At 72.2% G+C, this 12,066-nt stretch carries 6 protein-coding genes; 3 read left to right on the forward strand and 3 right to left on the reverse strand.

Going from position 1 to position 12,066, the window contains the following annotated elements; genetic code table 11:
* Positions 1-143: 143 nt before the first annotated feature.
* The 3 genes from FNH04_RS30180 to FNH04_RS30190 all read left to right on the forward strand — a co-directional run bounded on the left by FNH04_RS30180 (position 144) and on the right by FNH04_RS30190 (position 6,153).
* On the forward strand, positions 144-3,881 hold the full coding sequence (locus tag FNH04_RS30180; RefSeq protein WP_322724237.1) for an ABC transporter ATP-binding protein: 3,738 nt from the start codon (positions 144-146) through the stop codon (positions 3,879-3,881).
* A gap of 273 nt (positions 3,882-4,154) precedes the next feature.
* Complete coding sequence (locus FNH04_RS30185; RefSeq protein WP_152788951.1) at positions 4,155-4,514, forward strand: hypothetical protein; 360 nt, start codon at positions 4,155-4,157, stop codon at positions 4,512-4,514.
* Between the two features lie 169 nt (positions 4,515-4,683).
* On the forward strand, positions 4,684-6,153 hold the full coding sequence (locus FNH04_RS30190; RefSeq protein WP_152788948.1) for a S28 family serine protease: 1,470 nt from the start codon (positions 4,684-4,686) through the stop codon (positions 6,151-6,153).
* A gap of 57 nt (positions 6,154-6,210) precedes the next feature.
* On the opposite strand, the gene FNH04_RS30195 is transcribed toward FNH04_RS30190, so the two are convergent.
* The 3 genes from FNH04_RS30195 to FNH04_RS30205 form a co-directional block, all read right to left on the reverse strand.
* On the reverse strand, positions 6,211-8,556 hold the full coding sequence (locus FNH04_RS30195) for a protein kinase domain-containing protein (RefSeq protein ID WP_152788949.1): 2,346 nt from the start codon (positions 8,554-8,556) through the stop codon (positions 6,211-6,213).
* Positions 8,557-8,772: 216 nt separating this feature from the next.
* Positions 8,773-9,456 carry a hypothetical protein gene (locus FNH04_RS30200; protein ID WP_386573624.1) on the reverse strand — a complete coding sequence of 228 codons (684 nt, stop codon included), beginning with the start codon at positions 9,454-9,456 and terminating at the stop codon, positions 8,773-8,775.
* Between the two features lie 111 nt (positions 9,457-9,567).
* Positions 9,568-11,433 carry a glycoside hydrolase family 3 protein gene (locus tag FNH04_RS30205; RefSeq protein ID WP_322724239.1) on the reverse strand — a complete coding sequence of 622 codons (1,866 nt, stop codon included), beginning with the start codon at positions 11,431-11,433 and terminating at the stop codon, positions 9,568-9,570.
* Positions 11,434-12,066 lie beyond the last annotated feature (633 nt).

Genomic DNA, 12,066 nt, shown 5'->3' on the forward strand with positions numbered 1-12,066 from the left:
GAGGGGCAGAGGCGGCGGGGGGCGAAAAAACAGCCCGTCACCCTCACCGTCCCGGGAACCCCGTCTGTTGCGGAGGGATGAAATCCGCTTCCGCCCGCGTTGGTGCCTTCCGGTGGGTAAGGACCAGATGGGGAGGCACCGGCGTGGCAGTCGAGCAGGGGGAGACACGGAGCTGGGTGCGGAGGCTGGCCGGGTATGCCTGGAGGTATCCCAGGGACGTCGTCCTCGCTCTCGGGTCCTCCCTCGCCGGAATGGCGCTGCTGGCCCTCGTACCCCTCATCACCAAGGTGATCATCGATGATGTGATCGGTGACGGCAGCCGGGACATGGCCCCCTGGGCCGGTGCCCTGCTCGGGGCCGCCGTGCTCGTGTACGTGCTCACCTACATCCGCCGCTACTACGGCGGCCGTCTCGCCCTCGACGTCCAGCACGATCTGCGGACCGAGATGTACGGGACGATCACCCGGCTCGACGGGCGGCGGCAGGACGAGCTGTCCACCGGGCAGGTCGTCGGGCGGGCCACGAGTGACCTTCAGCTGATCCAGGGGCTGCTCTTCATGCTGCCCATGACCATCGGCAACGTCCTGCTCTTTCTCATCTCCCTCGTGATCATGGCGTGGCTGTCGCTGCCCCTCACACTCGTCGCGCTCGCCGTCGCGCCCGCCCTCTGGTGGATCGCCAAGCGCAGCCGTACCCGGCTGCACCCCTCCACCTGGTACGCGCAGGCCCAGGCCGCGGCCGTGGCCGGCGTCGTGGACGGGGCCGTGAGCGGGGTCCGGGTGGTGAAGGGGTTCGGGCAGGAGGACCAGGAGACCGGGAAGCTCCGCGATGTGAGCCGGCGCCTCTTCGCCGGGCGGCTGCGCACCATCCGGTTCAACTCCAGGTACACCCCGGCGCTCCAGGCCGTACCCGCCCTCGGCCAGGTGGCCATGCTCGCCCTCGGCGGCTGGCTCGCGGTGCGCGGGAGCGTCACGCTCGGTACGTTCGTCGCCTTCTCCAGCTACCTCGCCCAGCTCGTCGGCCCCGTCCGCATGCTCGCCATGGTGCTCACCGTCGGCCAGCAGGCACGGGCCGGTACCGAGCGCGTGCTCGAACTGATCGACACCCGGCCGACCCTCACGGAGGGGACCAAGACCCTTCCCGGCGACGCCCCCGCCACCGTCGAGTTCGACGACGTGGCGTTCGGCTACGAGGACGCCTCCGGCAAGAGGATCCCCGTACTCGACGGACTCAGCTTCGAGATCCGTCCCGGCGAGACCCTCGCCGTCGTCGGCTCCTCCGGCTCCGGAAAGTCGACCGTCTCGCTGCTTCTGCCGCGCTTCTACGACGTCACGCGCGGAGCCGTCCTCATCGGCGGACACGACGTCCGCGAGCTCACCCTCGACTCCCTCCGGGCCGCGATCGGGCTCGTGCCCGAGGACTCCTTCCTCTTCTCGGACACCGTCCGCAACAACATCGCGTACGGCCGCCCCGACGCCACCCAGGAGCAGATCGAGGCCGCCGCCCGCGCCGCCCAGGCGGACCGTTTCATCGCCGAGCTGCCCGAGGGATACGACACGAAGGTCGGCGAACACGGCCTCACCCTCTCCGGCGGCCAGCGCCAGCGCGTCGCGCTCGCCCGGGCGATCCTCACCGACCCCCGCCTCCTCGTCCTCGACGACGCCACCTCCGCCGTGGACGCCCGTGTCGAGCACGAGATCCACGAGGCGCTCAAGCAGGTCATGGAGGGGCGGACGACGCTCCTGATCGCCCACCGGCGCTCCACCCTGAACCTCGCCGACCGCATCGCCGTACTCGACCACGGCCGCCTCGCCGACCTCGGCACCCACGAGGAGCTCCAGCGGCGCTCCGCCCTGTACCGGAGGCTGCTCACCGACCCGGACGAGCTGGGTGGGGTCTCGCCCGGCCACGTCCAGCCGGCCGCACCGCCCGAGGACACCTCCGTACGGGAGGAACTGGACGCCGAGTTCGACGCCGAGCGGGGCATCACCCCCAGGCTGTGGACCGGCGACCGGGAGCCGAGGGATCTCGCCCTCGACGGGACGCCTGCCACCCCCGAACTCCTCGCCCAGGTCGAGGCGCTGCCCCCGGCCACCGACCACCCGGCCGTCGACGAGGCGCGGGCGGTCACGCCGGAGGAGTCGTACGGCCTGAGGCGGCTGCTCCGCGGCTTCGGGCCGCCCCTGCTCGTCAGCCTCGGCCTGGTCGCCGTGGACGCGGGCATGGGTCTCCTCCTTCCCGTCCTGATCCGGCACGGCATCGACGAAGGCGTCTCCCGGCTGGCCCTCGGCGGGGTGTGGGTCGCGTCCGTGCTCGCGCTGCTGGCGGTACTCACCCAGTGGGCCGCGCAGATCGGCGAGACCCGGATGACCGGACGCACCGGCGAACGCGTCCTCTACTCGCTCCGGCTGAAGATCTTCGCCCAGCTCCAGCGGCTCGGCCTCGACTACTACGAGCGGGAGCTCACCGGCCGGATCATGACGAGGATGACGACGGACGTCGACGCCCTCTCCACCTTCCTCCAGACGGGCCTCGTCACGGCCTTCGTCTCGGTCGTCACCTTCTTCGGGATCATGGTCGCGCTGCTCGTCATCGACGTACAGCTCGCGCTCGTCGTCTTCGCGACGCTGCCCCCGCTGATCATCGGCACGTTCTTCTTCCGCCGGGCGAGCGTGAAGGCGTACGAGCTGGCCCGGGAACGGGTGGCGCTGGTCAACGCGGACCTCCAGGAGTCGGTGTCCGGGCTGCGGATCGTGCAGGCGTTCCGGCGCGAGCGGGACGGCGGGGCGCGGTTCGCGGCCGGGAGCGACAGCTACCGCAAGGCCCGCGTCCACGGCCAGTGGCTGATCTCCGTCTACTTCCCCTTCGTGCAGCTGCTGTCGTCGGTGGCCGCCGTGGCCGTCCTGGCCGTCGGCGCGAACCGGGTGGGCGCCGGGACGCTGACCGCGGGCGCGCTGGTCGCGTACCTGCTCTACATCGACCTGTTCTTCGCGCCCGTGCAGCAGCTCTCCCAGGTCTTCGACGGCTACCAGCAGGCCACGGTCTCGCTGGGCCGTATCCAGGAGCTCCTCCGCGAGCCCACGTCGACCAGGGCCGCCGACGAGCCGCAGGAGGTGCCGTCCCTGCGCGGCGACATCGTCTTCGAGGACGTCCACTTCGCGTACGGCGGTGCCGATGAGACCGATGCGGCCCTCGGCGGCGTGGACCTGCGCATCCCGGCCGGGCAGACGGTCGCCTTCGTTGGGGAGACGGGCGCGGGCAAGTCGACGCTCGTGAAGCTCGTCGCGCGCTTCTACGACCCCACGGGGGGCCGCGTGCTCGTGGACGGCACCGACCTCCGTCACCTGGACATCACGTCGTACCGGCACCGGCTCGGCGTCGTCCCCCAGGAGGCGTACCTCTTCCAGGGCACCGTCCGCGACGCCATCGCCTACGGCCGCCCCGACGCCACCGACGCCCAGGTGGAGGCCGCGGCCCGGGCGGTCGGCGCGCACGACATGATCGCCACGCTGGACGGCGGCTACCTGCACGAGGTCGCCGAGCGGGGGCGCAACCTCTCCGCGGGCCAGCGCCAGCTGATCGCCCTGGCCCGCGCCGAGCTCGTCGCCCCCGACATCCTGCTCCTCGACGAGGCCACGGCCGCGCTGGACCTGGCGACCGAGGCCCAGGTCAACCAGGCGACCGACCGCCTCGCCGGGCGCCGCACGACCCTGGTCGTCGCCCACCGCCTGACCACGGCGGCCCGCGCCGACCGGGTCGTGGTGATGGACCACGGTCGGGTGGTGGAGGACGGTACGCACGCGGAACTGCTGGCGCTGGGCGGGCGCTATGCCGAGCTGTGGCGGACGTTCGTGGGAGAGGCCGAGGTCACGGCTGCATGATCGGGGGCCATGCGAGGGCGACCGGGGGAGGTTCTGCCCACGGTCGGGTCGCGGAGCACGGTACGCACGACGGGCTCCTCCAACAGGGCGGCGTTACGCGGGATCGTGGCGCACCTGCCTGGGGGAGCCGGTCAGCGCGACGAGTTGATCCTGGGTGGGGGCGCAACCATCCGGTGTACGTCACGCGTCCGTACATCAGTACGTCTTCTGCTCGGGAGAGGTGAACTGGTGAGCGGTGGGGTGATGGCGGGCCGTGGTGCGGTGCGGCGGCCGATGGCGCTCGTGCTGGCTCTGCTGACCGCGGCCGGGCTGCTCGTGGTGGCCGGGCCGGGCCGCGCCGAGGCGGCCTCCTGCGGGGCGCGCAAGGTCCGTACGCTGTCCTTCTCCACCGGCTACGTGCACGTCTACAAACGCGGGGGATACGTCTGCGCCGTGACCGTCGCCAAGAGGCGGAACGGCACCCTCAAATGGATGTTCGCAAGCGTGCAGGCGCGGGGGAACCGCCCGATGATGCGCGAGGGGAAGCGCAGGTACCGCATCTCCACGGACGCCGTGCACGCCGGACGGCGGTGCGTCCGGGTGGAGGGCGCGGTCGGCGGCGGCAGCGTGAGCTCGGAGTGGATCCTCTGCTGAACCCGGACCGCCGGACCGGCTGTCGAACCCGGTTGCCCAACCCCCGTCCCGCACACAGGGTTTTCCCTAATCTCCCTGCGCCTATGGCCAGTTGACGCACTGTCCCCTGGTGCGCCAACCCGTCGCTCCACTAGGTTCCGGCGCACAGAGGAATCACAGGGGAGAATCCATGCGCAAGGCGCTCAGGTGGCTGCTGGCGCTCGTGGTGCTCACCGGCACGGTGGGTACGGCCGAAGCGGCCACCGCCGCCCAGCCGGAGGCCACCGGAACCGGCACCACCGCGACCGGCACCACCGCCACCACCGACATCAAGGACAGGCTGCTCGCGATACCGGGTATGAGCCTCGTCGAGGAGAAGCCGTACCCCGGTTACCGCTTCTTCGTCCTCAACTACACCCAGCCGGTCGACCACCGGCGCCCCTCCAAGGGCACGTTCCAGCAGCGCATCACCCTGCTGCACAAGGACACCGGCCGCCCGACCGTCTTCTACACCGGCGGCTACAACGTCTCCACCAACCCCGGCCGCCGTGAGCCCACGCAGATCGTGGACGGCAACCAGGTCTCCATGGAGTACCGCTTCTTCAGCCCCTCCCGCCCCGACCCGGCCGACTGGTCCAAGCTCGACATCTGGCAGGCGGCGAGCGACCAGCACCGTATCTTCAAGGCGCTCAAGAAGATCTACTCCCAGAAGTGGATCTCCACGGGCGGTTCCAAGGGCGGTATGACCGCCACGTACTACGAGCGCTTCTACCCGCGCGACATGGACGGCGTCGTCGCGTACGTCGCGCCCAACGACGTGGTGAACAAGGAGGACTCGGCGTACGACCGGTTCTTCGAGAAGGTCGGCACCAAGGAGTGCCGCGACCGGCTGAACGCGGTGCAGCGCGAGGCGCTCGTACGCCGTGAGCCGCTGGAGAAGAGGTACGCGGAGTACGCGGAGGCCGAGGGCTTCACGTTCGACACGATCGGCGGCCTGGACAAGGCGTACGAGGCGGTCGTGCTCGACTACGTGTGGGGGTTCTGGCAGTACAGCAAGCTGGCGGACTGCGACAGCGACGTCATCCCGAAGGACGCGAAGAACGCGACGGACGACGAGATCTGGACGTCCGTCGACACGATCGGCGGCTTCTCCTCGTACACCGACCAGGGCCTGGAGCCGTACACGCCGTACTTCTACCAGGCGGGTACGCAGCTCGGTGCGCCGACGATCGGGTTCCCGCACATCGAGAAGAAGTACATCCGCTACGGCTACCAGCCCCCGCGCAACTTCGTGCCCCGCGACATCCCCATGAAGTTCCAGCCGTGGGCGATGCGTGACGTGGACACCTGGGTCCGCCACAACGCTCGCCACATGCTCTTCGTGTACGGCGAGAACGACCCGTGGGGTGCCGAGCCCTTCCGCCTCGGCAAGGGCGCCCGCGACAGCTACGTCTTCACGGCGCCCGGCGCCAACCACGGTGCCAACGTCGCCGGTCTGGTCGCCGACCAGAAGTCCCTGGCCACGGCCCGCATCCTGGAGTGGGCCGGCGTGGCCTCCGCCACGGTCCAGGCGAACCCGGAGGCGGCCAAGCCGCTGGCGAAGTACGACGCCAGGCTGGACAAGCGCGACATCGAGCGTGAGATGACGCTCAGGCCGTAACCCGCCCCGCGCGAACGCGAGATGAGCCCCGGTACCGCAGTGACGCGGTGCCGGGGCTCACCCGTCCCCACCGCTCCCGGTGTCCCCGGTGTCCCCGGTGTCCAGGCTCACCCAGCCCGCCTTCGACGACGGCGCGTAGATGACGCCGCCCGCCACCATCGGCTCCGTGTCCAGGCCCAGCTCTATCCCGCTGTCGTCCTTGATGTCCGGCACGCTGTGCTGGTAGACGAGCTTGCCCGTGCGTGCCCCGTAGACGGCGACGCCCCGGAGGTTGGCGACGTAGACGCGGTCGCCGGCCTGGACGGGAGGCGCGTCCGCCGGGCCCCTGCCGGGCAGGGTCCTGCGCCACAGCTCGGTCCGTCGGACCGGGTCGACGGCGACCAGCTCGCCGCCCGTCTCGGTCGGTGCCACGAACAGCACCCGGCCCGGGGTCACCGACAGCTCGGGCGCCCCGATCTGGCCGTTGCCCAGTGCCGCCTCGACCTCGGTCCGTACGCCCTCGGCACCCGCCGCGAGCTCCTGGCGCAGGATGCCGTTCTTCGTGCCCGTCTCGTCCGGCTCGGCGCAGTACAGCCATACCGCGCCGTCCTCCTCCAGCAGCGCCTCCGAACCGGGAAGGCAGGCTCCGGACAGCGCGTAGTCGGAGACGCGTCTGCCGCTGCCGGTGTCGACGACCGTGACGTGGTTCTCCTCGCTTTCTGCCTCACTGACGCCCGTGAACACGTACAGCCTGCCGTTCACGACGCGCAGCGCGGGCGGGTGCCCCGTGCCGCCGCCCTGGGAGACACGGGCCCGCAGCGTCCAGCGCTCCTTGCCCGAGCGCGCGTCCACCGCGTACACGCCGCCGTCGTGGTCGACCGCGTACGCCCGCTCGCCGTCGGCGATGAGCCGCTGGGTCAGCGTCGGCGTCGGGTAACGCCACTTCACCTTGCCGTCGGCGAGCGAGAGGCCCACGAGCCGGTCACCGACGTTGACGACCGCGACGCCGTCGACGACGGCCGGGGTGTTCTTGCCGTACGACGACGCCTTGTCGGTCCGCCACAGCTCCGTGCCGGTCGCGGCGTCGATCCGTACCGTCCGGTCGCCGACGCACACCAGGGACGACTCGGCGTACACGCAGTCGCTGTTCTGGAGGTTGTACTGCCACTGCCGCCAGCCGTCCGGGCGGCGGTCCGGGCTGTCGCGGTACGTGAACGTGAAGCCGCCCGAGCCGGACTGCGTGCTCCGGTAGTCGGCGGAGCCCTCCGGCTGGGCGACGGCGCGGGCGCTCGGGCCGGCTGTCCCGCCGGAGCCGCCGGAGCCGAGGCCGCCGGAGCCGGGGCCGCCGGAACCGGAGCCGCCGGAACGGGAGGTGCCCGCCCCCTCCTCGGCGCCGCGCAGCCCGTACAGCAGTCCGCCCGTCAGAGTGGCGACCGCCACGACCGCGGCCGCCACGGAGAGCACGAGACGCCGGCGCCGCCGGGGCGGGGTGGTCGGGGGAGTCGGCGCGGAGCCCGCGCCCTCCGTCACGGGCGTCGCCGGAGGCCGGGGCGGCGCGGACGGGCGCAGCACCACGGTGTCCGGCGAGTCGAGCACGGCCGGGTAGGCCGTCCGCTGCAACAGGGTGAGCAGCCCGTCCGCGTCCGGCCGTTCGGTCTGCTCCTTGGCCAGACAGGCCTCGATCACCGGTAGCAGCCAGTCCGGCACCCCCTCCAGATCGGGCGGTTCATGGACCAGCTGGTACGCCACCGTGTACACGTCCGTCGCGTCGAAGGGCACATGGCCGCTCGCCGCGTACGTCAGCACCGAGCCCAGCGAGAAGATGTCGCTCGGCGGCCCGACGTCCTTCTGGGCGCGGATCTGCTCGGGCGACATGAACGGGGGAGTGCCCACCGTGACCCCGGTGCCGGTGGGCATGTCGGCGTCGGCGGCGCGCACGATGCCGAAGTCGATGACACGGGGGCCGTCGTCGGCGAGCAGGACGTTGGCCGGTTTGAGGTCGCGGTGCACTATCCCGGCGCGGTGGATGTCACGCAGCGCCTCGGCGAGACCCGTGGCCAGGCGGTACAGCTCCTCGGCGCTCAGCTCGGGCCCCTGCTTGATGCGCTGGTCGAGCGGTCGGCCCGCCACGTAGAGGGTGGCCATCCAGGGCGGGTCGGCGTCCGGGTCGGCGTCCAGGACCGGTGCGGTGAAGGCTCCGCTGACCTGGCGGGCGGCGGTGACCTCACGGCGGAAGCGCCGCCGGAAGTCGGGCTGGTGGACGAGGTCGGTACGGATCACCTTGACGGCGACCTGGCGGCCGGAGGGCGACGTACCGAGATAGACGCGGCCCATGCCGCCGGTTCCGAGGAGTGAGTCGAGGCGGTAGCCGGGGATCTCCGGCAGCTCGTCCGTGCCCGCAGTGCCCTGAGCGTCCTGGGCCATGACCGGTGGTATTTTCCTTTCGTCCCGTAAGAGATCGGTTCGGGCTGGACCGCAACCTTCGGGTTGGAAGCCCCCTGCTTCAGGCGGGGGAGCGGAGTCACCGTCCCCCCATCGTCGTGTACGGGGATGATATCGATCCCGCCAACTCCCGCTCCAGGAGACCGCTCAGGGGCGGGAGTTGGCGGGATCGCGCCCGTAACGGGGCTTGAGGGCGGCTTACACGGGCCGGGCGCAGCCCACCGGGTCGTTGCCGCCGAGCCGGACGTACAGGGCCGTCGACGGGGGACAGTCCGTGCGCTCGCCGACGGCCGAGGCGATCTCGTACTCGGGTTCGTACCTGCCCTCGCCGTCGCAGGACGTCTCGCGGACCTCGCCCTCGCCCGTGCCGTACACACAGTCGCCGACGATCGTGCGCGGCCCGCCACCGCCCCCGGGGTCCCCCGGATGCGGTGCCTGGAGCTTGCGCATGCACGCGTACCCCCGCGGAACCGTGCCGTCGCCGTCCTCGTCGTACGCCGGCCGGGACTCGCTGATGTGCAGGACGAAGTCGGTGGTCGCCGGGCAGACCGGTCCCTCGGACACCTTGCCGTCGTGCCGCGCCACCACGCGCGCCGCGGCCCGCTCGCTCGTGCAGGACACCTCGGTGAAACTGGCCGTCCCGAAGGAGCTGCACTCGTCGACCCCGAGGAACACCGCCCCGAACCCCGTCGAGTCCGCCACACGTTCCGAGGCCCCGGAGGCTCCCGACGCCCCGGAGGCCCCGGACGACCCGGCCCAGCCCTGGCACCCGGTGAGCACCGCCACCGCCACCGCCATCGCCACCGCCGACACGACCGCCACCGCGATGGCGGGCAGAACCCCCGCGGCCCCTCGCACGACGACAGCCCTTCGCACGACCATCATTCCCCCCGACCTACCCCCGTCCAGCGTGGCCCGCGGCAGGGGGTCACGTCAGACGAACGGGGGGCTTTGCGTCAGTTGGGTGCGATGCGCCCGGTGTGCGGCGTAGGTCTAGTACGACAGCCCGTACCCGACTGGATACAGCACCTGCGCCGGATCGTCCGCCCGCTGCACCGGCACGGGCAGTCTCCCGCGCGGCGCCACCCGCCCCGCCACCACCCGCGCCGCCGCGCGCAGTTCGGTGTCCGTCCAGGAGTACGAGGCCAGGCAGGCGCCCACGCCGGGGAGCCGGGCCACGTCGTACGGGTTCCGTACGGCGATGGCGACGACGGGGACACCGGTGGCGACGAGCCGCTCGACGAGCGTGCGCTGCGTACTCGCCGCCGTCACGTTGTACGTCCCCGCCACCACCGCGTCCACGCCCCGCGCCGCCGCGACGGCCTGGTCGATGACCGCCTGCGTGGGCGCCGTGCCGGTGGACAGCGCGGTGGCCGTGAAGCCGAGTTCGGTGAGGGCGGTGGCGAGGACCGTGGTCGGCGGTCCGGTGGTGCCCGACGGGGAGGCCGGGTCGGCGCCGACGACGAGGATCTTCCGGTGCGTACGGCGGGACAGCGGCAGCAGCCTCCGCTCGTTGACCAGCAGCGTGGTCGTACGGGCGGCGATACGGTCGGCGGCGGCGAGGTGCGCCCGGGTGCCGACCACCCGGTCGACCCCCGCGTCCGTGACGTACGGCTTCTTGAAGAGCCCGAGCTTCGACTTGAGCCGCAGGATCCGCAGGATCGACTCGTCGAGCCGCGCCTCGGTGAGCTCGCCGTTCCGTACGGCGTTCAGGACCGCGTTCCAGGCGACGTCGAGCTTCGGCGGGTTGAGGAGCTGGTCGACCCCGGCCTTGAGCGCCAGCACGGGTACCCGGTCGTCGCCGTACTTGGTCCGTACGCCCTCCATGCCCAGCGAGTCGGTGACGACGACCCCGTCGTAGCCGAGCTCCTCGCGCAGGATGCCGGTGAGGATGGGACGGGAGAGGGTGGCCGGGTCCTCGGCCGGGTCGAGGGCCGGGACCATGATGTGCGCGGTCATGACGGAGTCGATGCCGGCGCGGATCGCCGCCCTGAACGGCGGGGCGTCGAGCCTGGCCCACTCCTCCCGCGTGTGCTCGATCTTCGGGAAGCCGTAGTGGCTGTCGACCTCGGTGTCCCCGTGCCCCGGGAAGTGCTTGGACGTGGCGGCGATCCCGGCGCTCTGGTACCCCTTCACCTGGGCTGCGACCAGTCCGGCCACCGCTTCAGGGTCGGCGCCGAAGGAGCGGATGCCGATGACCGGGTTGGCCGGGTTGACGTTCACGTCGGCGACGGGCGCGTAGTTCTGGCGGATGCCCATCGCGCGCAGTTCGGCGCCCCCGATCCGCCCGGCCTCGCGGGCGTCCCCGCGGGACCCGCCCGCGCCCAGGGCCATCGCCCCGGGTAACAGGGTGGCGGGCTTGCCCACGCGCGCGACGATCCCGTGCTCCTGGTCGGTGGATATGAGGACGGGGAGCCCGCGGGGCAGGCCGAGCGAGGAGCGCTGGATCCCGTTCGACAGGGCGGCGATCTGGTGCGGATCGCGGGTGTTGTGCGCCCAGGCGAAGTAGATGATCCCCCCGACGCGGTACCGGGCGAGCAGCTCGGCGGCGGTGCGTACGCCGATCTCCTTGAGGTTGGCATCGATGTCGGCCTGGTCGGGCGCGGTCGCCGAGTGCCCGTACACCCGCATCACGAAGAGCTGGCCGACCTTCTCCTCCAGCGTCATACGGGAGATGAGCGCACGAAGCCGCCGGTCGCTCGTGTCGCCGGCGGCCGCGCCCGAGGCGGAGCCGTCCGCCCCGTCGGCGGGTTGCGCGCTCATGGCCAGGGCGGCGGTGAGACCGGCGGTCGCGGCGAGAACCGTACGTCTGGCGGGCTGGGAGGTGTTACCGGTGCTTCCTGTGCCGGAGTCGTGCACGTGGGCCTCTTCCCTCTGAAGGAAACTTCCGGGATTCACGATTATCCGGAAAGTTTCTTCCGTCAAGGGAGCGGACGCCGCCCCGGTGACGGGCCGGACAGGACCTGAGGGAGCCGTCACCGGTGCTGCCGGAGGGGCGCACCGGGGCGCACCGGTGAAGGCGTGCTGCCGGCCACAGCTGGCGGAGACGACGGTCGGCGATCGCAGCCGACGGCCAGGCCTGCACCGCACCGCGGAGACTCGCCCGGTGGCCCGGTGGCCCGGTGGCCCGGTGGCCCGGTGGCCCGGTGGCCCGGTGGCCCGGTCCCGGCGGCCTGGCGGCCCGGTCCCGGCGGTCCCGGTGTCCCTGGCCTCGGCAGCCTGGCGGTCCCGGTGGCCCGGCCTCGGCGGCCTGGCGGTCCGGTCCCGGCGGTCCCGGTGGCCCGGTCCCGGCAGCCCCGGTGTCCCTGGCCTCGGCAGCCTGGCGGCCCCGGTGGCCCGGCCCCGGCAGCCTGGCGGTCCGGTCCCGGCGGCCCCGGTGGCCCGGTCCCGGCAGCCCCGGTGTCCCTGGCCTCGGCAGCCTGGCGGCCCCGGTGGCTCGGCCCCGGCAGCCTGGTGGCCCGGTCCCGGCGGCCCCGGTGGCTCGGCCCCGGC

Source organism: Streptomyces phyllanthi, assembly GCF_009377205.1.
Classification (GTDB): Bacteria; Actinomycetota; Actinomycetes; order Streptomycetales; family Streptomycetaceae; genus Streptomyces; species Streptomyces phyllanthi.

Coding starts and splice junctions, on each gene's coding strand:
- FNH04_RS30185 (WP_152788951.1), top strand. CDS start 4,155: ATGGCGCTCGTGCTGGCTCTGCTGACCGCGGCCGGGCTGCTCGTGGTG.
- FNH04_RS30190 (WP_152788948.1), top strand. CDS start 4,684: ATGCGCAAGGCGCTCAGGTGGCTGCTGGCGCTCGTGGTGCTCACCGGC.
- FNH04_RS30195 (WP_152788949.1), bottom strand. CDS start 8,556: ATGGCCCAGGACGCTCAGGGCACTGCGGGCACGGACGAGCTGCCGGAG.
- FNH04_RS30200 (WP_386573624.1), bottom strand. CDS start 9,456: ATGGTCGTGCGAAGGGCTGTCGTCGTGCGAGGGGCCGCGGGGGTTCTG.